This is a genomic window from Streptomyces sp. 147326 (assembly GCF_045000215.1).
Taxonomy (GTDB): Bacteria; Actinomycetota; Actinomycetes; order Streptomycetales; family Streptomycetaceae; genus Streptomyces.
In genome coordinates this window covers 4,424,610-4,444,981 of the sequence record NZ_CP134201.1, presented here as the reverse complement: position 1 = coordinate 4,444,981, position 20,372 = coordinate 4,424,610, and the positions used below count along the sequence as shown (strand labels likewise).

At 71.6% G+C, this 20,372-nt stretch carries 18 protein-coding genes; 16 read left to right on the top strand and 2 right to left on the bottom strand.

What is annotated here, in order from left to right:
- The first annotated feature begins 77 nt into the window (after positions 1-77).
- The 10 genes from RIU97_RS20105 (at position 78) to RIU97_RS20060 (ending at position 10,359) form a co-directional block, all read left to right on the top strand.
- A complete protein-coding gene (locus RIU97_RS20105; protein WP_404958691.1) occupies positions 78-632 on the top strand; it encodes a methylated-DNA--[protein]-cysteine S-methyltransferase in 555 nt (184 codons plus the stop codon).
- Positions 633-660: 28 nt separating this feature from the next.
- Positions 661-1,440 (top strand): 2OG-Fe(II) oxygenase, encoded by a 780-nt coding sequence (locus RIU97_RS20100; RefSeq protein ID WP_404958689.1) that lies wholly within the window; start codon positions 661-663, stop codon positions 1,438-1,440.
- Between the two features lie 251 nt (positions 1,441-1,691).
- Positions 1,692-2,777 (top strand): 50S ribosomal protein L11 methyltransferase, encoded by a 1,086-nt coding sequence (locus RIU97_RS20095; protein ID WP_404958687.1) that lies wholly within the window; start codon positions 1,692-1,694, stop codon positions 2,775-2,777.
- A gap of 64 nt (positions 2,778-2,841) precedes the next feature.
- The gene (locus RIU97_RS20090; protein ID WP_404958685.1) at positions 2,842-4,257 is read left to right on the top strand and encodes an iron-containing redox enzyme family protein; all 1,416 of its coding nucleotides are present in this window, start codon (positions 2,842-2,844) and stop codon (positions 4,255-4,257) included.
- Complete coding sequence (locus RIU97_RS20085; RefSeq protein WP_404958683.1) at positions 4,248-4,625, top strand: Rieske 2Fe-2S domain-containing protein; 378 nt, start codon at positions 4,248-4,250, stop codon at positions 4,623-4,625. The genes RIU97_RS20090 and RIU97_RS20085 overlap by 10 nt, the downstream gene beginning before the upstream one ends.
- A 141-nt stretch (positions 4,626-4,766) precedes the next feature.
- Positions 4,767-6,017, top strand: coding sequence for an acetyl-CoA carboxylase biotin carboxylase subunit family protein (locus tag RIU97_RS20080; protein ID WP_404958681.1), 1,251 nt, complete (start codon positions 4,767-4,769; stop codon positions 6,015-6,017).
- Positions 6,014-7,384, top strand: a complete 1,371-nt coding sequence (locus RIU97_RS20075; protein WP_404958679.1) for an MFS transporter — start codon at positions 6,014-6,016, stop codon at positions 7,382-7,384. The genes RIU97_RS20080 and RIU97_RS20075 overlap by 4 nt, the downstream gene beginning before the upstream one ends.
- A gap of 41 nt (positions 7,385-7,425) precedes the next feature.
- Positions 7,426-8,382: an alpha/beta hydrolase gene (locus RIU97_RS20070; RefSeq protein ID WP_404958677.1), complete on the top strand. Its 957-nt coding sequence runs from the start codon at positions 7,426-7,428 to the stop codon at positions 8,380-8,382.
- Positions 8,369-9,646 (top strand): ATP-grasp domain-containing protein, encoded by a 1,278-nt coding sequence (locus RIU97_RS20065; protein ID WP_404958675.1) that lies wholly within the window; start codon positions 8,369-8,371, stop codon positions 9,644-9,646. Before RIU97_RS20070 ends, RIU97_RS20065 begins: the two co-directional genes overlap by 14 nt.
- A gap of 23 nt (positions 9,647-9,669) precedes the next feature.
- Complete coding sequence (locus tag RIU97_RS20060) at positions 9,670-10,359, top strand: LysE family translocator (protein ID WP_404958673.1); 690 nt, start codon at positions 9,670-9,672, stop codon at positions 10,357-10,359.
- 17 nt (positions 10,360-10,376) lie between these two features.
- On the opposite strand, the gene RIU97_RS20055 is transcribed toward RIU97_RS20060, so the two are convergent.
- On the bottom strand, positions 10,377-12,563 hold the full coding sequence (locus RIU97_RS20055; protein ID WP_404958671.1) for a BTAD domain-containing putative transcriptional regulator: 2,187 nt from the start codon (positions 12,561-12,563) through the stop codon (positions 10,377-10,379).
- Between the two features lie 433 nt (positions 12,564-12,996).
- Here RIU97_RS20055 and RIU97_RS20050 point away from each other — a divergent pair, with 433 nt between their 5' ends.
- Entirely contained in the window at positions 12,997-13,602 is a 606-nt protein-coding gene (locus tag RIU97_RS20050; RefSeq protein ID WP_404958669.1) for an RNA polymerase sigma factor, read from the top strand.
- Positions 13,599-14,375 (top strand): MGMT family protein, encoded by a 777-nt coding sequence (locus RIU97_RS20045; RefSeq protein WP_404958667.1) that lies wholly within the window; start codon positions 13,599-13,601, stop codon positions 14,373-14,375. The genes RIU97_RS20050 and RIU97_RS20045 overlap by 4 nt, the downstream gene beginning before the upstream one ends.
- Positions 14,376-14,460: 85 nt before the next feature.
- On the opposite strand, the gene ddaH is transcribed toward RIU97_RS20045, so the two are convergent.
- Positions 14,461-15,327: a dimethylargininase gene (gene ddaH, locus RIU97_RS20040; protein ID WP_404958665.1), complete on the bottom strand. Its 867-nt coding sequence runs from the start codon at positions 15,325-15,327 to the stop codon at positions 14,461-14,463.
- Between the two features lie 334 nt (positions 15,328-15,661).
- Here ddaH and RIU97_RS20035 point away from each other — a divergent pair, with 334 nt between their 5' ends.
- Genes RIU97_RS20035 through RIU97_RS20020 form a run of 4 tightly spaced genes read left to right on the top strand, consistent with a single transcriptional unit; the run spans position 15,662 to position 20,358 of the window.
- Complete coding sequence (locus RIU97_RS20035; protein WP_404958663.1) at positions 15,662-16,975, top strand: SidA/IucD/PvdA family monooxygenase; 1,314 nt, start codon at positions 15,662-15,664, stop codon at positions 16,973-16,975.
- A gap of 54 nt (positions 16,976-17,029) precedes the next feature.
- Positions 17,030-17,398, top strand: coding sequence for a cupin domain-containing protein (locus RIU97_RS20030; RefSeq protein ID WP_404958661.1), 369 nt, complete (start codon positions 17,030-17,032; stop codon positions 17,396-17,398).
- On the top strand, positions 17,395-19,014 hold the full coding sequence (locus RIU97_RS20025; RefSeq protein WP_404958659.1) for a class I tRNA ligase family protein: 1,620 nt from the start codon (positions 17,395-17,397) through the stop codon (positions 19,012-19,014). Before RIU97_RS20030 ends, RIU97_RS20025 begins: the two co-directional genes overlap by 4 nt.
- Positions 19,015-19,029: 15 nt before the next feature.
- Positions 19,030-20,358 carry an MFS transporter gene (locus tag RIU97_RS20020; RefSeq protein WP_404958657.1) on the top strand — a complete coding sequence of 443 codons (1,329 nt, stop codon included), beginning with the start codon at positions 19,030-19,032 and terminating at the stop codon, positions 20,356-20,358.
- Positions 20,359-20,372 lie beyond the last annotated feature (14 nt).

Genomic DNA, 20,372 nt, shown 5'->3' with positions numbered 1-20,372 from the left:
CGTCGGCCGCCTTGTGGGTTTCCCGAGCGGGACGCGAGCGTGCTGAACGAGGATCTGACGAACGAAGGAGTCGTGCCATGCGGACCACCAGCCCTGCCACCGGCGTCGCCACAGTGGCGTTCCATGCCACGCGTGTGGGGTCGCTCGTGCTGGCAGCGACGGACGACGCGCTCGTGCTGTGCTGCTACGGCACGGCGGAGACGGCGGCGGAGCGGCTGAGCCGGGCGGGACTGAGCCCGGTGGAGCCGGGAGATGCGGGAGCGCCGGGGCTCAAGGTGCTGGACGAGGCCCGGGAGCAGATCGACGCCTACCTGAGCGGCGGGCGCCGCGAATTCACCGTACCAGTGGACCTGCGGCTGGCCACCCCGTTCAGCCGGCGCACCAATCTGATGCTCGCCGAGTTCGTCCCGTACGGGCGGACCGCGACCTACGGGCAGCTGGCCCAGGCGCTCGACCGGCCCCGTGCCGCGCGGGCCGTCGGCACGGCGCTGGGCACGAATCCGCTGTGCGTGGTGCTGCCCTGCCACCGGATCATCGGCTCCACGGGCAGTCTCAGCGGGTACGCGGGAGGGCCGGAGGCCAAGCGCGATCTGCTCGCCCTTGAAGCGGCCGGCGCACGGCCCGCGCACTGACCCTCCCCCGCCACAGAAAGCAGAGCACGTGAGCGTCTACGAGCCACCGCAGCTTCCGGGCTTCGACCTGCCCGGTCCGGCCTCCACCACGTCCTTCACCGCGAAGGGTGGCGCGCCGGCCCTGGAGAACGTCGACTGGCGGGCGCTGGCCGCCGAACTGGACCAGGAGGGAGTGGCGTTGACCCCGCCGCTGCTGACGGCCGGGCAGTGCGCGGACCTGCGGGAGCTCTTCGACGATCCCAGCGCGTTCCGCAGCACGGTGACGATGGCGCGGCACCGCTTCGGCGAGGGCCTCTACCGCTACTTCTCCCACCCGCTGCCCGAGCTCGTCCAGAACCTGCGGGAGCAGCTGTACCCGCCGCTCGCCCGGATCGCCAACGACTGGGCGCGGCGCCTGGGGCAGCCGGCGTTCGCCCCCGAGTTCGACGGACTGATCGCGGCGTGCGCGGCTGCCGGGCAGCACCGCCCGACGCCGCTCCTGCTCCGGTACGAGCGGGGCGGCTACAACTGCCTGCACCAGGACGTCTACGGCGACCTGACCTTCCCGCTCCAGGTGGCGATCATGCTCGACCGGCCGGACGAGGACTTCACCGGCGGAGAGAGCGTCTTCGTCGAGCAGCGCCCGCGCGCCCAGTCCCGCCCGCTCGTCAAGAGGCCCGTACAGGGCCAGGGAATGATCTTCACGGTCAGCCACCGTCCGGTGCGCTCGGTGCGCGGCTGGAGCCGGGTGACCCTGAGGCACGGGGTGAGCTCCGTGACGAGCGGTCAGCGCCACGTGCTGGGCGTCATCTTCCACGACGCCCGGTAGCGCCGGAATCAACCGGCGCGGGGACCCGGTTTCTGCCGCCTGCTTCCAGTGAACCGGCAGCACTGACACGTTCGCAGGTCAACCCCTACCCGTTCAGGGGTCAATGCCTGGCAGAACCGCCGGTACGGCTGGAGGATCGCTGGAGTTTCGCACCACCCGCCTTCCGTACGGTCGACTCTGCGACGGCGCGGGGATCTTGCCCGCCGCTCGTGCACCACGGTTGATCCGGCGGTTCAACGGGAGGAGCGAACATGCAGCAGGTCCAGGGCGCAGGGGGCGCGACAACGGGGCACGATCCGGGACCGGGCGGTCCGGGTCCGTCGCCCGCCAGCTCGCAGCACCGCCTGATCACGGCCTCGCTGCAGACGCTGGCGCAGCAGATGAACGAGATCGCCGACCAGGCGTCCGCGCTGCTCACGACGCCGGCCGGAGGCGCGGCCACCGACTCCGAGGTCTTCGGGCGGATCGCCCGCAGAACCGTGCCCCGCTGGCACTTCGCGATGCTGAACGACACCGAGCGCAACGAGGCCCTCGTCGGCGCCCTGGAGCGGGGCATACCGGCCGGGGCGACCGTCCTGGACATCGGCTCGGGGAGCGGGCTGCTGGCCATGGCCGCGGCGCGGGCCGGAGCGGCCCGCGTGATCACCTGCGAGATGAACCCGATGCTCGCGGAGGTCGCCCGTCAGGTGGTCGACGCCCACGGGTTCAGCGATGTCATCACGGTGATCGGGAAGCCTTCCAACCTGCTGGAGATCGGCCGTGACCTCGACGGCCCGGTGGACGTGCTGATCTCGGAGATCGTCGACTGCGCTCTCATCGGCGAGGGCCTCCTGCCGTCGATCCGGCACGCGCGCCGGCACCTGCTGAAACCCGACGGGATCATGCTCCCCTCCGCGGGACGGCTCTACGGCCGCCTCGTCAGCAGCGAGGACATCCTGCGGCTCAACCAGGTCACGACGGCCGAGGGTTTCGACGTCTCCCTCATGAACGTACTGGCCACCCGCGGGCACCTGCCGGTGCGGCTCAACACCTGGCCCCACCGGTTCCTGTCCGACACCGCGGAGGTGCTGGCGTTCGACCTGGCCGAGGACGACCTGGAGCCGGGCGAACGCCCGGCCGACCTCGTCCCGATCGCCGACGGGGAGGCGCACGCCCTGGTCGTCTGGTTCGAACTGGACATGGGGAACGGCACCACGCTGTGCAACTCCCCAGAGAACACCCGCTCGCACTGGATGCAGGGGTGGGTCCCCCTGGAGAAGCCGGTGCAGGTGAAGGCGGGTGAGACGGTCCCCCTCCGCCTCCGCTGGAGCGACTTCTCCCTCAGCGCGCACATCTGACCCACCCGGCCCGCCCACCAGGCACGCGGCCGCACGTCTTGCGATCCGGACCAAGGAGCACGCAATGAGTCACGTACCCGAGCACATCCCGTTCGAGCTCAGCGGCACCGCCCTGCGCGACGCCATCGTGCAGTACGCCACGAATCCGATCTTCCTCGACAACACGGACTGGCAGAACCACGACAACCCGTACCGGCGCCAGCTGCGGCCGCAGGTGCTCCCGTACCTCGACTTCGACAAGGTGCCGGGCCGGGAGAACATCCTCGACTACACCAGCCTGGCCGTGCAGCGCCTGCTCACCTCCATATACGAGGCCGACCTGGTGTTCTTCCCCAAGTCCGGGCTGGGGGGCAAGGAGGAGGACTTCCGCGCGTTCTACAGCCCGGCCAACCGGGCGCTCGGCGAGCGGGTCCGCCCCGCCCTGGAGCGGTACGCCTTCGGCTTCCTCGACGACGAGGTCGAGACCTCGGGGAAGTGGACCAAGGCCAGCCTCGACAGCTACCTGGACTCCCTCGACATGGGCGGCGGCGAGGAGCGGACGCCGGTGGAGCAGGCCATCACCGGCTCCAGCGACCCCGAGCGCGCGGCGCGCATGTGGCTGGTGCAGTTCGCCGCCGACTTCCTCTCCGAGGCCTCGCCGATGATCCGCAACGTGCTCGGCTATTACGGACCCGTGCAGTCCGAGTGGTTCAAGGTCGTCATCGACGAGTACGGCTACGGCGTGCACGACACCAAGCACAGCACCCTGTTCGAGCGGACGCTGGAGTCCGTCGGCCTCCAGGCCGACCTCCACCGGTACTGGCAGTACTACCTCAACAGCAGCCTGCTGCTGAACAATTACTTCCACTACCTCGGCAAGAACCACGAGCTGTTCTTCCGCTACGTGGGCGCTCTGTTCTACACGGAGAGCTCGCTGGTCGACTTCTGCCAGCGCGCCGACCGGCTGCTGCACGGAGTCTTCGGCGACTCCGTCGACACCACGTACTTCACCGAGCACGTCCACATCGACCAGCACCACGGCCGCATGGCGCGCGAGAAGATCATCGCGCCGCTGATCGAGGCCCACGGCGAGGGGATCATCCCCGAGATCGTCCGCGGCATCGAGGAGTACCGGGTGCTCCTGGAGGTCGCCGACCAGGACTTCTGCGCGCAGATCGCCTGGATGGACGACCAGCCGGAGCTCAAGAAGCTGCACGGTCCCGTCTACGAGGCGATCCGGGAGGGACGGGTGGAGGCGCCGGTGGCGCACCTGGTCGAGCCCTTCAACGAGCTGTCGAACACCCACTGCCACGAGGGCGACGAGCTCTGCCACATCGTCTCGGGCACCATGCGCTTCGAGAGCGGGCTGGGCTCCTCGCTGACCCTGGAGGCCGGCGAGGGCGTCGTCATCCGGCGCAACCGGCTGCACGGCGCCGACATCCTGTCCGAGGAGTGCGTCTACGAGATCCACTCGGTGGGGGACTACCGCACATGCCTGTAGTGAGCTTCCCCGTCGCCGGACGGGAGAACTGTGTGGTCGTCGCGGGCACCTCGTACGTGTACGCGACGGTCGACGGCCGGGGCTTCGTGATGAACGCCGAGTGCCCCCACCGGGGCGGCCCGCTGCACCTGGCCGGCGTGACGCCGGACGCCTCCCGGCTCGTCTGCCCCTGGCACGACCGCAAGACGTCCGCGGCGCGGCTGCGCGCCGAGATCCCGGCGGTACGGGCCGGCAGCCGGGTCACCGCGGTCTTCCCCGACGTCCGGCCGGCCGGACGGCCGGCGGAATCCGGCCGTCCGTGCGGCGTCGCGAGCCGCGAATACCGGCCCCTGTCGCCCGGACTCGCCCGCCCGGGCGCGGCGGTCTGACCCCTTCCGGCCAAGTCCCGGGGCGGTGCAACGCCCCGGACCCGGCCGGTGTTCTACAGGTGATGGCGGGTGCGGTGCGGGGCCGTGAGGGGCTCGCACCGCACCCGCCGGACGCATGACGACGAACGAGGAGAGTGGACCATGGCGTGGGACGGGGAGAAGCCCCTTCTGCTGTTGATCGGGAGCAGTGGCCGGCGCAGCAGGGAGTTCATCCTGCGGACGGTGAGCCGGCGCTACGCGTTATGGCTCCTCCAGCCCGCACCGGTGAGCTGGGAGGACCCGTACGTGGTGGGGAGCACGGTCGTCGACAACACCGACCCGCACGCCCTGGTCGAGGCCGCCCGTCAGGTGGCCGCCACGCACGAGGTGGCCGGGGTGTTCTGCTACGACGAGGGACTGGTCACGCCCGCCGCCCATGTGGCGCAGGCGCTCGGGCTGCCGGGCAACTCCCCCGAGGCGGTCACCGCCTGCCGGGACAAGAACGCCACCCGGATCGCGCTGGACGCGGCCCGGGTCGCGCAGCCGGTCTCGATCGGCGTCCGCTCCCTGGGCGAGGCCCGGGCCGCGGCGGAGAAGATCGGCTTCCCCGTCGTGGTGAAGCCGCGCGGCCTGGCCGGCGGGATGGGCGTGCGCAAGGCCGACGGCCCCGAGGACATGGAGAACGCCTACCGGGCCGCCTCCGGCGCCTCCTACCCCGGCGTGCCCGTCTTCGACGTGTCGGTCCTCGTGGAGGAGTACGCCGACGGCCCGGAGATCAGCGTCGACGCTGCCTTCTTCGACGGCGAGTGCGTGCCGCTCGTCGTGGCCCGCAAGCAGGTCGGCCTGGCGCCCTTCTTCGAGGAGACGGGCCACGAGGTCGACGGGGCCGACCCGCTGCTGACCGACCCCGAACTGCTGGAGGCACTGCGCGCCGCGCACGCCGCGCTCGGCTTCCACACGGGCGTCAGCCACACCGAGTTCCGCATCACCGCCGGCGGTCTGCGCCTGATGGAGGTCAACGCCCGTCTCGGCGGCGACATGATCCCCTACCTCGGGCACCTGGCCACCGGTGTCGACGTCGCGATGGCGGCGGCCGACACCGCCGCGGGCCGCACGCCGGACACCACGGCGCGGCACCGCAAGGCCGCCGCGATTGCCTTCCTCTACCCCGACGAGGACGTCGAGATCGAGGCCGTGACCGTCCACGAGGACCGCTTCGGTCCCGACGTGCACAGCGCCGAGGCCATGGTCGACCCGGGTGCGGTGCTGCGCCTGCCGCCCCGCGGCTACATCTCCCGCTACGCCCGCGTGATCGCCCTGTCCGACTCCGTCGAGCAGGCGCGCGCCGCGCTGCTGCGCACCCCGGAGATCGTGGAAGTCGTCTCCCGGCCGGTGGAGGTGCCGGCTCCGTGAGCACCACCGGACAAGGCTCCCCGGAGGGGCAGAAGGCCGTCCGGCCTTCCGTCACCGAGACACTGAGGGGGATCCCCGGCCCGATCTGGCTGGTCCTGGTCGGCATGCTGATCAACCGGCTGGGCACCTTCCTCCAGATCTACCTGGTGCTCTACCTCACCGACAAGGGCTTCAGCACCTCCGCGGCCGCCTTCGCGCTCGGCGCGTACGGAGTGGGCTCGGTCGTCGGGGTCCTGGTCGGCGGTTCGGTCTCGGACCGGATCGGCTACGCGCGGACCATCGTCGGTTCCATGGCGTTCGCCAGTCTGCTCACGCTCAGCCTGGTCTACCTCGACACCCTGCCCCTGGTGATCGCGGTGGCCGCGGTGATCGGCGTGGTGGCCCAGGCCTACCGGCCCGCCTCCTCGGCGCTGCTGGTGGAGGCCACCCCCGAGGAACACCACGTGATGGTGTTCGCCGTCTACCGGATGGCGTTCAACCTCGGCACCACCGCGGGCCCGCTGATCGGCGCCCTGCTCATCACCTACTCGTACAACCTGATGTTCTACGCCGAGGCGGGCGCACAGGCGGGCTTCGCCCTGCTCGCGCTGGTCCTGGTCCGCACCGGCACGACCGCATCTTCCGCCGGGCCGAAGCCGGAGGAGGGCAGCCGGTCGTACCTGGCCGTGCTGCAGGACAAGCGCTACCTGCTGTTCCTGCTGGCGCTGTTCCTCAACGCCGTCGTCTACATCCAGCACACCTCCGCCCTGCCGCTCCAGCTCAAGGCCGACGGTCACGGCCCGACCTTCTACTCGGTCCTGCTGTCGCTGAACGCGGCCATGGTCATCTGCCTGGAGCTGCTGTTCACCAAGTACGTGCAGCACCTCCCCGCCCGGTTCGCGGTCGCCCTGGGCATCGGCCTGGTGGGTGTCGGCATGAACCTGTACGTGGCCGGCCCCGGCATGGCCATGTTCGTCGTCGCGACGGTGGTGTGGACGATCGGCGAGATCGTCGGCACCCCGACTGCCTCCGCCTGGCCCGGCCGGGTCGCCCCCGCACACCTGCGGGGCCGGTACATCGCCGCCTGCGCGTTCCCCATGCAGATCGGCTACGCGGTCGGCCCGGTGATCGGCATCGCCGCCTGGCAGGCGTCGGCGGCCTCCGTGTGGTGGCTGTGCGGCGGCCTGACCGCGGTGGCGGTCGTCGCCATCCTCTTCGGCATGGCCGAACCGCCCGCCGCCGGGAAGGAGCCGGCCGTAGGGAAGGAGCCGGCCGCCGGGTCCGATCACGCCCGTCCCGCCGAGTCCGGTCCGGCCGACGCCCGTGCCGCCGAGCCGACCGGGGCGGCCCCCGGCCCGGCCGCACCGGCACCCGCAGAAACCCCCTGAGCCCCTCCCCGCCCCGTATCCGGAAGTGAGCGAAGCTGCCCATGGCCTACGCAGACGGCATCGAGAAGTTCGTGGAGACCGTCGACGGCGCCCTGCCACCCGACTTCTACACCTATCCCGTCGAACGACAGCGCGCCCTGTACGACGCGCTGACCGAGGTGCTGCCGATCCCGGTGCCCGAGGGGGTCAGCCACCGGGACGCGACCGTCACCCACGGGGGCCGCACCGCCCGGATCCGCATCTACGAACCGGCCCGACGCGGGGGTGACGCCGTGCTGTTCTACATACGCGGCGGGGGCTTCGTCATCGGCTCGCTCCACAGCCACCACAGCCTGGTCGCCGAACTCGCCGACCGCACCGGTCTGGTGGCGATCGCCCTCGACTTCGGCATGGCCCCGGAGAACCCGCACCCCGGGCCGCTGGAGGACTGCTACGCCGGACTCTGCGGAACCCTGGCCGACCTGCCCGCGCTCGGGCTCGACGGCATCGACCCCGAGGCCGCGGTGCTCTGCGGGGAGAGCTCGGGGGCCAACATGGCCGTGGTCCTCTCGATGATGGCGCGCGACCGGGGCGGCCCCCGGCTGCGGGGCCAGGCGGTGATCAGCCCCGTGCTGGACTTCACCCGCTGGCGGCACGGCGGCGAGGACGCCCCGCTGCTGTCCGGTGGCGAGATGGAGTTCTACACCGCCTGCTACTGCCCCGAGCCCGAACAGGCCGAGAACCCGTACGTCTCGCCGCTGCTGACCGGCGAGTTCCACGACCTGCCGCCCGCCTACGTGGTGGGCTGCGAGATGGACTCGCTGCGCGTCGACGCCGAGAAGTACACCGCCCGGCTGGAGCAGAACGGGACGCCGGTGACGTACGTGATGGAGGAGGGCATGGTGCACGCTCCGGTGCGCGCCCGCCGCATCAGCGAACCCGCCGGGGAGTTCTTCGCGCGCTACTGCGACGCCGTGGCCGCTCTGGCCGGAAGGGCGGCCGGCCGTGACGGACGCTGAACGGGGGCCGGGCGCACCGCAGGGCAGCGGGCCCTGCGTGATCGTCGACCCCTACTCCTCGGGAGCCCTCTTCGCTGAGCCGCTGACCGGGCACGGCGTCCCGGTGGTGGCGGTGGTGACGGGCCCCCGCCCGCCGGAGGCCTACGCCTCCTCCTGGCGGCCGCAGGACTTCGCCGAGACCATCGTGTACGAGGGGGACCTGGAGCCGGTCGTGGAGCGGCTGCGGGAGCTGGACCCGCGAGCCGTCCTGGCCGGCTGCGAGTCCGGGGTGGAACTGGCCGAGCGCCTCGCCCCCCGCGTGGTGCCCCACCGCAGCAACGTGCCCGAACTCGCCGCGGCCCGGCGGGACAAGAGCAGCATGGCGGCCGCCGTCGCGGCGGCCGGCCTGCCGGTCATCCCGCAGATCTGCACCGACGACGCCGAGGAGGTCGCGGCCTGGCTGGAGCGCGAGGGCCTGGCCGGGGCGGACCTGGTGGTCAAGCCGCCCAAGAGCGCCAGCACCGACGGCGTGATCAAACTGGCGGGCGGGAAGGACTGGCGGGCGGTCTTCGGCCGCCAGCTCGGCCGGACCAACCAGTTCGGCGAGACCGACGACCGGCTCATCGTGCAGAAGTTCGTCACCGGCACCGAGTACGTGATCGACACCTTCAGCCACGACGGGAAGCACGCCGTGGTCGACGTGTGCGCCTACCGCAAGGTCGACAACGGTCCGCACATGGCCGTCTACGACACCATGCGGTGGCTCCCCCCGGACGACCCGGCCATCCCGGGCCTCACGGAGTACGTCTTCGGCGTCCTGGACGCGGTGGGCCTGCGCTTCGGTTCGGCCCACGTCGAGGTGATGGGCACCGCGGACGGGCCGCTGCTCATCGAGCTCGGTGCCCGCCCCCACGGCGGCGGCCAGCCGCGTTTCAACCGGAACGCCACCGCCGACAGCCAGATCGACCGGACGGTGCGCTGGCTGACCGGGGGCGAACTTCCCCAGGGCTACGAGCTGCTGCTGCACCAGATGTGCGTCTTCCACATCGCGCCCCGCACCGGCACCGTCTCCGGCACGGCGGCCCTGGAGGCCCTCCGCGACCTCCCGAGCCACCACTTCTCGGTCCAGAGCCTGAAGGACGGCGACCACGTCCGCGCCACCCGGGACCTGGTCGACAGCCTCAACTTCGGGTTCGTGATCCTCGCCCACCCCGACGAGGAGCAGATCCGGCGCGACTACGAGGCGGTCCGCGCCGCGGAACGCCTCCTGTCCATCGAGGAGTAGAGATCAACACCGCCGCGTTCCTGGTGAGTTCCCTGATCGTGATCATGATGCCCGGGCCCGACCTCGTCCTGATCACCGGTCTGGTGCTGAACGGGTCCCTGAGGGTGGCCACCGCGGCCGCCCTCGGCATGATCACGGCCGGGGCCGCCCAGGCCGGGCTCGGTGCGGCCGGGCTGGCCGCTTTGCTCGCCGCCAGCCCGGAGCTGTTCGCGGCCTTCCGGTGGGCCGGCGCGCTCGTCCTGCTCGGATGGGCCGCGCTCGCCCTGCGGCGGTTCTCCCGGCCGGCAGGCGCCGAGGCCCCGGCGGCTCAGGTCCCGGTGGCTCAGGTCCCGGCGGCTCAGTCCCCGGCGGCTCAGTCCCCGGCGGCCGGGGTGGCCGCAGTCCGGGCCACCCCGGCCGCCGCCCCGGCCGGGCCCTCCGACCGGCAGGCCTTCGTACAGGGCCTGCTGTGCACCGGGTCCAACCCCAAGGTGGGCATCTTCCTGATGGCCTTCCTGCCCCAGTTCGTGCCCACGGGCATGGCTCCCGAGGCGGGCGTCCCGCTGCTGGCCGCCTGCTACCTGGCCCTGGGGCTGATCTGGCTCCTCACCTGGATGAGGCTGGTCCACCGGCTCGCCCGGCACATGCGGTCCCCGCGGACGCTGCGGATCGCCGACGGGCTCACCGCCGTCGTGTTCGGCGTGTTCGCCGTCCGGCTGGCGCTCGGCGGCTGACGTGCCTGCCACCCGTGTCACACGGCGTGCAACCGCTCCGTGTCGCCCTGCAGCGCCAGCCTGCGCGCGTAGCGCAGGAGCGGAGCGGGCAGCGAGAACCGGCCGGGCACGCACTCGCGGAGCAGGCTCGCACCGACCAGGCGCCGCAGCAGGTGCGTCGCCTCCATCGGGGTCGTGCCCGCCAGTTCCGCCATCGTGTACGCGTTGACGAGCCGCCCCTCGGTCCGCGCGAGCAGCCGGAAGCAGCGCCGCACGGGTTCCAGCAGGGACACGTAGGAGAGTTCGAACGCCGCATGGGCCGCGGCGAACAGGTCGTCGCTCGGGACCGGCAGGTCCGAGAACGCCCCGGCCTCCTGCAACTCGACGCAGAGCTGGGCGATGCCGCTCCCCGGATACTCCGCGAGCCGGGCCGCGAGGAGCCGGACCGCCAGCGGCAGACCGCCGCAGTGCCGGACCAGTGCCATCGCGGCCAGCGGCTCGGCCTCCACGCGGCCGCTCCGCAACAGCCGGCCCAGCAGCGCCAGCGCCTCGTCCCGGTCGAGCACGTTGAGGTCGAGCCGGGGCACACCGTCCCGGGCCACCAGCCCCGGCAGGGTGTTGCGGCTCGTGACCAGGACCGCGCACCTCGCCGTCCCCGGGACGAGCGGCCGGATCTGGCTCTCCTCGCGCGCGTTGTCCAGGACGATCAGCATCCTCCGGTCCGACAGCAGGGTGCGGTACAGGTTCGCGGCTTCGTCGAGGGTGTCGGGGATCTCCCCGTCCGGAACGCCCAACGCCCGCAGAAAGGAGGCGAGCACCTCCTCCGGGCGCAGGGGGCGCCGGTCGCCGTAGCCGTGCAGGTCGCCGTACAGCTGCCCGTCCGGGAAGCGCTCTCGGACCAGGTGCGCCCAGCGCACGGCGAGCGCCGTCTTGCCCACTCCGGGGAACCCCGTGATCAGCGCCGCCGGGACCTGCCCGCCGCGTTCGCAGGTGGGCAGGAGCAGCCGGTCCAGCTGGTCCAGCTCGGTGTCGCGGCCGACGAAGCCCGTGCTCGAGGCCGGCATCTGGGACGGCCGTGGCCTCGGCGGCGGCGCGGTGGCGGGCCGCCGTACGAGCGGTGCTCCCGCGCCCGGCGCCCCCCGTTCGGCCACCGGTCCCGTCCTCGGCCACGGAAGCTCCTGGTGCAGGATCCGCAGGTGGGCGCGCCGCAGTTCGTCGCCCGGCTGGACGCCCAGCTCCTGGTCGAGTCTGCGCGTCACCACGGAGAAGACCCTCAGGGCCTCCTGCTGTTCCCCGCAGCTCGCCAGCGCCAGCATCAGCGAGGCCTGGAGGCCCTCGTGCAGCGGCTCCTCCTCGCTGGCGCTGCGCAACGCCTGCACCACCTGCCCGGGCCGGTGCAGCTGCAGCGCGAGGTCCGCGTACAGCAGCAGGCTCTCCACCCGCTGCCGGGCCGCCGCCGTGGCGGCGGGATGGTGCGGCAGCAGCGGTTCGCCCGCCAGGAGGGGGCCGCGCCAGCACTTGTAGGCGCGTCCGGCCAGCTCGTGGGCGGCCGCCGCGTCTCCGGCCCCGTGTGCCTGCCGCGCCCGCAGCGACAGGTCCTGGAAGCGGGTCAGGTCGACCTGATCGCGGTCCAGGGCCAGTGCGTAGCCCGTGTGCGTGCGCGTCAGGAACGAGTCGGCCGGCACCCCCGTGGCGGAGTCGGAGGGGAGCAGCAGCCGGCGCGCCTGGCTGACGTACGTGTGGACCAGGCTCTGGTACGAGCGCGGGGGGTCGTTCGGCCACAGGGCGTGGGTGATCTCCCCCAGGCTGGCCGGCTCCGGGTGCTGGAGCGCCAGCAGGGCGAGCAACCGCCGCACCTTGGTCGCCTGCACGGGCGTCTCGACGCCCCGGTACCGCACGGACAGCGGCCCGAGAATCCCGATCTGCAGGCGCCCGTCGGCAGGGCGCGCGTCACCGGGGCGCACGGCATCGCGCGCGGGCGCCGAAAGCTGCCGCGCCGCGTCCGCGTCGAGGCCCAGCGCGTCGGCCAGCAGCTGCAGCGTCCGTGTCTGCGGCCGGCGCACCCGGCCCTGCTCGATGTCGCGCAGCGTCCGCACGCTCACTCCGGCGCGTTCCGCGAGCTCGTGCTGGGGCAGGCCGGCCCGCCCCCGGAACGAGCGGATCCGCTCACCGAACGACCAGCTGCAGTCCTCCGTGGACCTCGTCCCGAATACGCGGTTCTCCAACGTTCCCCCTGGTGGCTGAGGTGCAGCTCGGCGGTGCCTTTCCAGCGGCTGCGAGCGGAAGGTGCGCGGCGACGGAACGCGCGAGGCGCAGTCCGTTGGGATCTTTGGAAATCGGGTCACTGTGCGGTGCCGGACGGCGCGGCACGACAGGAAAGAGGGCGAGAGGACAACGCCTGGAAAAAGGTTTCCCTAATTCTCCATGCACAAGGGTCGACATCGTGCCCCCCCGAAATCCCGCAGGACCATGACCAATTCGAACCGTGGGGCGACTCGGCGCCCACGATCCGACCGTAACTCCAAAACCTTGATCATCAGGTGTCGCTTCTGGCCAAGAACACCGTTGTTTTGGCCAGAAGCAAAAAACCGAGTGTGCGGGCCCGCGTCCGGTGCAACGGTCTCGCGCGCTCCGGTGTTTACCAGGACGATGGACGAGATGGCTCTGCCGCTGACGGAACTGCTCGCGACCGACCTGGACGACGGGTTCACCGAACTCGTACGCACCCAGGCCGGTGCCGTGCGGTCCGTTCTGCTGCGCCTCTCGGGCTCCGCGCGAGAAGCCGACGACCTGGGCCAGGAAACCTTCCTGCGCGCCTATTCCGCCTTGCGCGACTACTCCGCCGAGCGCCGCAGGCAGCTCCAGCCCCGTGCCTGGCTGCTCACCATCGCGGCGAACGTGTGGCGCAACCACCTCCGTACCCTGAGCCGCCGGCCCGGCGTGGCCGACGGCGTCGAAGTCACGTGTGCCGAGACCCTGGACGACGCTCCGGGGCCGGAACAACGCGCGCTCGACGGGGCGCGGCGGGCCCGGCTGGTGGCCGCGCTGTCGGGTCTGCCGGACCACCACCGGCTGCCCGTGGTCCTGAGGTACATCGGCGAGCTGACCTACCAGGAAATGGCCGCGGTCCTGGACTGCCCGGTCGGAACGGTGAAGGCGCAGGTGTCGCGGGGTCTGGCCACTCTGCGCGCCGAGCCCGTCTTAGCCGCCGACCGTACGCGGCACGGGCCGGCCCGAGAGGAACGGAAGGAGGCGGCGGGATGAGACTGCCGGACGAGTTGAGCACCCTGCGCCAGGTGGCACCCGCAGGGTTCGCGGTACGTGTGCTGGAGCGCGCCGGTGTTCCGGCGCACCGCTACGACTGCTACGTACGCACCGACTCACCGGTCGGCCCCCTCTACGTGGCTCACGGGCGGGGAGCGGTGACCGGTGCCGCCGCCACCGACTGGTACGCCGACGACACGGCGTTCGAGGAGGCCTACCGGGCCCGGACCCGGCGGTCGGTGCTCTCCGCGGCCAAGCCCCCGCCGGGTCTGGCGCGGGCCCTGCGCGGCCGGGACCGGACCCTGCGCTACGACTTCGGGCCGCTGCCCGACGAGCAGAGTGCGGTCCTGCAGGCCACCCGGCTCATCCCGTTCGGGCAGTTGCGTCCGACGGGCTGGCTGGCCCGCGAAGCCGGTCTGCCCGGTCTCGCCCCCGCGGAGGTGATGGCGGCCGTCCGGGCCAATCCCGTGCCCGTACTCGTGCCGGCGCACCGGGTGTGCCGGGACGACGGGCTGCCGGCGGACTGCGGGCTGCCGGCCGCGTTCGAGGGGAGGCTGCGGGAATGGGAGGGCGTGGACGCCGAGCGGGTGGAGCGGTTCGTACGCCTGGGGGCCCGCTTCCTGGGCAGCGGGACCACACGGATCTTCTGCTACCCGACGTGCGCGCACGCGCGCCGCATCACCGCCCGGCACGAGGTGCCGTTCACCTCGGCCGACGAGGCCGCCGCCGCCGGGTTCCGGGGCTGCCGCAGCTGCCGGCCGGCCACCGTGTGACGGGAGCGCCCGTGCCACCTTCCGTGCCGCCGCGTCAGCACGGAAGGTGCGGGGCGTCCGCCGGCCGCGCCCCGTCCGGTCCCGCTCAGCGGTCGCGGAGTTCGAGCGTGCAGCACTTGACGCTGCCGCCGGCCTTGAGCAGCTCGGAGAGCTCCACCCCGATCGGCTCGAAGCCCCGCGCGCGCAGCTTGGCGTGCAGGCCGGTGGCCGCGGCAGGAAGCAGCACGTGGCGGCCGTCGGAGAAGGCGTTGAGCCCGAACACGGCGGCGTCCTCGGCGTCGGCCAGGACCGCGCTGGGGAACATGGCCCGCAGCACCGCCTGGCTGCCCTGGGAGAAGGCGGCCGGGTAGTACATGACCTCGTCGTCCGACAGGACGGAGAGCGCCGTGTCCAGGTGGTAGAACTCCGGGTTCACCAGCGTCAGCGAGGTGACCGGGAGACCGAAGAACTCCTGCGCCTCCGCGTGTGAGCGCGGGTCGGTGCGGAAGCCGGTGCCGGCCAGCAGGCGCCGTCCGACGGTGAGGATGTCGCCCTCGCCCTCGTTGACGAACTCGGGCCACAGCGTGTCCGTGTAGCCGCGGCCTTCCAGCCATCTCAGGTACGCGGGCCCCTCCGCGGTGCGCTCCGCGTGCCGGAAGCGGGCCCCGTAGACCTTGCCGTCGACCACGGTGGCGCCGTTGGCCGCGAACACCATGTCGGGCAGGCCCTCGATGGGGTCTATCTCCTCGACCACGTGGCCGAGTTCGAGGTACAGCTCGCGCAGGCCCTCCCACTGCTCGACCGCGAGCGCGTTGTCCGTGGCGTGCTGCGGGTTCATCCACGGGTTGATCGAATACGTGACGTCGTAGTGCCGGGGCCGGCACATCAGCAGATGGCGGCGAGTGGCGACCCGGGTGGGGCTTTCCGAACGGTAGAGAGCGCCGGCGGGGGTGATGTGCTCGGTGAGCGGCACGAGGGCTCCTTCATGGGGTGGAGATGGAAGCCCGGCCGCCCGAGGGATGTTTCGGGCCGGCCGGATGCGCGAACGCGACTGATCACTGGGGCCAATGGAAAAGGCGCTCCGCATTGACCGGAAGCAGTCCGGAACACCGGCCAATCAACCCTCTGACCAGGCACTCGGCCGAGTTGATTGTCCGTGTCCGACTTCGCTTCCGGGCAATCGGGGGCTCCCGTGGAATGTGGACATCACCCGGTTTCGGGAGGCGACGCAAGGACGGGAAAGAGATCCCGAACCGTCCTGCCCGACCGTACGAACCTGTCCACCTGTTCCATCTGGAGGTACTTCCATGGCGCATCGCAACGTCGAACTGCTCGCAGTCGGTGCAGGACCGGCGAACCTCGCGCTGGCGGTCGCCGTCGAGGAGCTCGCTCCCGAGCTGGCCGGCGACACCCTGCTCATCGAGCGGGAGCACGACATCGTGTGGCAGCGCGGCATGCTGCTGCCCGACGCGCTCAGCCAGGTCTCCTTCCTCAAGGACCTGGTCACCATGCGCAATCCGTGCAGCCGCTTTTCCTTCGTCAACTTCCTTCACTCGCAGGAGCGGCTCGACGCCTTCGTCAACCTGGCCAGCTTCGTTCCGTACCGCAGCGAGATATCCGAGTACCTGCAGTGGGTGGCCGACGAACTCGCCACGGTGAAGGTCGAATACGGCCGCGAGTGCACCTCCGTCGAAGCGGTCAACGGCGACGACGGCGAACTCTCGGGCTGGCTGGTCACCCTCGCGGGCGGCGACACCATCGGCTGCCGTTACCTCGTGATCGGCGCCGGCCGCGACGCCCACGTCCCCGCGGTGTTCGACGGCCTGCCGGCCGAGCGCGTCATCCACAGCACGCAGTACACGCAGCGCATCGCCGGGGTGCGCGCGGACCTGCCGCACCGGGTCGCGGTCATCGGCGGTGCGCAGAGCGCGGCCGAGCTGTTCGGGGCGGCCCTGCGGGACCTGCCCGAGTGCAAGCCGACCATGATCATGCGGTCCATCGGCCTGAACGGCTACGAGAGCAGCAAGTTCACCAACGAGCTGTACTACACGTCCTTCATCGACGAGTTCTACGAGTCCTCGCCCGAGGCCCGCCAGCAGCTGCTCGCCGAGATGTACCGCTCCAACTACGGCGGTCTGTCCCCTGCCACCCTCGACGGTCTGTACCGGCAGTTCTACCAGGACCGCCGCAGCGGCCAGGAGCGCCTGGCGCTCCACCCCATGACCGACGTGAGCGCCGCGCGGATGGACGGCGAGGAGATCGTCCTGACCCTCGTCGACCGCAAGTCGGGTGCCGAGCGGGAGATGCGCACGGACCTCGTGCTCCTGGGCACCGGTTTCGTCCGCGAGATGCCGTGGGCGGTCAAGGCCCTCGCGCAGTCGATCGGACTCGACGAGATCAACGTGAGCCGGAACTACCGGCTCGACCTGGGCCGCCCGGCGACCGCCGCCTGCTACCTGCAGGGCGTCAACGAGGCCACCCACGGCATCGCCGACTCGCTGCTCAGCGTGCTCGCCGGCCGCTCCGCCGAGATCACCCAGGACATCGTGGCGCACCGCCGGACGAGATCGCTGGAGATCCCGGCCCAGGAGCGCGAGCTCGCGCTCGCCGGCGCGGTCTGAGCTCCGCGCGCCCCTCACGAGCCGTACCCGCCTGACGAGGAGAGAACGACCCACATGCTCACCAAGCAACTCGACCGCGACGGACTGACGCACGAGAACGGGCTGGACGCCCAGCGCCTGCTGCCCTGGCCCGAGCTCAACGCCCCCTTCGAGGGGTCCTGGTGCGTGATCCGGCCCGGCACCGCGTCGACGGCGCACGCCCACCACGAGTACGAGATCTTCATCGCCGTCTCCGGCACCGCGGTCCTGGAGTCGCAGGGCGTCCGCAAGCCCCTCGTGACCGGGGACATCGTCTACTTCGCCCCCGGCTCGGACCACCGGGTGATCAACGAGTCCGCCGAGGACTTCGAGATGTATTCGGTCTGGTGGGACCTCGACATGACGCAGCGGTTCGCAGCACGCCACGAAGGAGCCCGGGCATGACACGCCGTACGGTCATCATCGCGCCGCCGCCGACCCCCAACGGGGACCTGCACACCGGGCACCTGGCGGGCCCGTACCTGGCCGGTGACGTGCACGCACGCTACCTGCGGGCGTCCGGCCGTCCGGTGATCTTCACCAGCGGCACCGACGACAGCCAGACCTACGTGGTGTCCAGCGCGGCGAAGGCCGGCCTGACGCCGGAGGAGCTGGCCCTGCGCTCCGCGACGCAGATCCGCGCCACCCTGGAGGCGGCCGGAATCTCCGTGGACGGCTTCGCCCCCTTCGACAAGGGGTACCGGCAGACCGTCATCGACTTCGTCACCGACCTCCACAACGACGGCGCGTTCCGGCTGCAGACCGTGCGCCTGCCGTACGTCGAGGCCACCGGCGAGTACCTCATGGAGGGCCTGGTCGCCGGCGACTGCCCGGTGTGCCTGGTGGAGAGCCGCGGCGGACTCTGCGAGTCCTGCGGACACCCCAACAACTTCGACGAGCTGCTGCGTCCCCGCTCCACCGTCGACCCGGACGCCGTGGTCACGCACCGCGAGGCGCAGATCCTCGTGCTGCCGATGGAGGAGTACCGGGACCGCCTCGCCGACTACTACGTCCGGCACCGGGACGTGCTGCGGCCGCACACCGCGCAGCTGGTCCGCGAGGCGCTGGAGCGTCCGCTGCCGGACTTCCCGATCACCTACCCGACCGGCTGGGGCATCCCGGCGCCGTTCGTCGAGACGCCGGGCCAGGTCCTCAACGCCTGGGCCGAGGGCATGGCCGCCTCGATGTACTGCACCTGGTACGCCGCCGAGCAGCTCGGTGAGCACACCGACCGCTACGACGAGCACTGGCTGTCCGAGCACGGCATCGACCTCGTGTACTTCCTCGGATTCGACAACGTCTACTTCTGGGGAATGACGCACCTGGCGCTGCTGATGGCGCACGGCGACCGGTACGTCGAGCCCCACGCCATCGTGTCGAACGAGTTCTACGAACTGGAGAACCAGAAGTTCTCAACGAGTAAAGGCCACGTGGTCTGGGCCGCCGATCTGGTCGCCGAGGTGCCGCGCGACCTGGTGCGCTTCTACCTGGCGCTCACCGCGCCGGAGCACTCCCGGACGAACTTCAGCCGCGAGGCGCTCGACACCCTGGCGAGCTCCCGGCTGGTCGAGCCCTGGAACCGGCTCGCCGGCCGCCTGGAGGAGCTGCTCGCCGCCGTCCCGGCGGACGCACTGCTCCCGGTGTCGCGGACCGGCGCCGATCACGCGGGCATCGTCGTCGAGCGCTTCCGCTCCCACTACGAGCTGGAGAGCTTCAGCCTCCACCGGGCCGCCGACCTGGTCGTCGTCCACCTCGACCGGCTGCTGAAGCAGGCGGACCGGGTGACGGCCGACGTGCCGGCCGACCTCGGGGACCTGGTCCTCGCCGTCCGGACGCTGACGGCCTGCGCCGCTCCGCTGCTCGTCGACCTCGCCGCCCGTGCCGAGCGCGCCGGGGCCGATCTGACCCTTCCGGCCGGCCCCTTCGAGGCCGCCCACGTCGCTCCCCTGCGACTCCCCCTCCTGTCCACCGCGGTCGGGGCCTTCGCGCCCGTGGCCGAGCCGGCCGACATCCGAGCCTGACCTCCGAGGAGCACTGTGTCCACGATCGCCCCGCCCCGGCCCAATCGGGCAGAACGACTGCTCATCCCCGCGACCTTCATCACCAACCTCGGCAACGGCATCCAGCTCACCGCCGCCTCGTACCTGGTCTTCACCGAGGCCAACACCATGCTCGCGGTCAGCTGGCTGATGATCGCCGTCACCATCCCGCAGGTGGCGCTCTCCCTGTTCTTCGGCAAGCTCGCCGACCGCTTCGACCGCCGGACCCTGGCGATGGTCTCCGACCTGGCCAGCGCGGCCGCCGCGATCGGTCTGCCGGTCTGGCTGGTCCTCGGCGGCAACCCCTCGACCGTCAGCTACGTCGCCAGCTTCGTCCTGTCGATCTCCGCGGCCCTCTTCTTCCCGGCCAGCAACGCCCTGATCAAGGAGCGCATCCCCGAGTCCCGGCTGGCCCAGTTCAACGGCAACGCCGAGATCGCCATCCAGGGCGGCACGCTCGCCTCGGCGGCCCTCGGTGGCTGGGTGATCGTCTGGGTCGGCACCACGTCGCTCTTCTACTTCAACGCGATCACGTTCCTGCTCTCCGCCGTCCTGCTGTTCTTCATCGGCCGTCGTCCGGCCGGCGAGGGCACCAGCGCCCCGGAGGCCGCGGCCAAGGCCGCTGCCGCTGCCGCCGCCCGGCTGACCGCTTCCCGCCCGCCGCTGGCCCGTCTCGCGGTGCTCTACATCATCGGCAACATCGTCATCATCGTCGGCAACAGCATCATGCTGGTCCTGGTCATCGAGGGCTTCAAGTCCAACGCCGGCTACCTCGGCATCGTCGACGCCCTGTTCGGCATCGGTGCGCTGTTCGCGGCCTGGGCCTTCAAGAAGATCAGTTCCAAGGCCACCGTGCTGAAGACGGCCCTGATCGGCTACCTCGCCTTCGCGGTGCTCCTGTCCCTGGAGTCCATCCACCTCTACGCGATGATGGCCGTCATCCCCTTCGCCGCCATCGCCTTCTGCGTGGCCCGCATCTCGGCCCGTACCGCCCTGATGAGCGCGGCGCCCGAGGAGAAGACGGGCTTCGTCTTCGGTGCCACCAACGCCTTCGGCCTCGCCGCCGGCACCACCGCCGTCGTCCTGATCTCGCTCCTGGTCGACTCCACCAACGTGAAGAACGGCTTCTACGCCCTCTCCGCCCTGGTCGTCGTCATCGCCACCATCACCGTCATCTCGCTCAGCAAGCACGACCGTGAGGTCGCCGCCGCCGCTGCCGCCGAGGAGGCCGGGGCCGTCGCCGGAGCCGCCGAGGTCACCGAGCGCGCCGCCGAGGTCACCGAGCGCGCCGCCGAGGCCCGCGAGTCCGTCCCGGCCAAGGTCTGAGGGGGGAAGCAGAG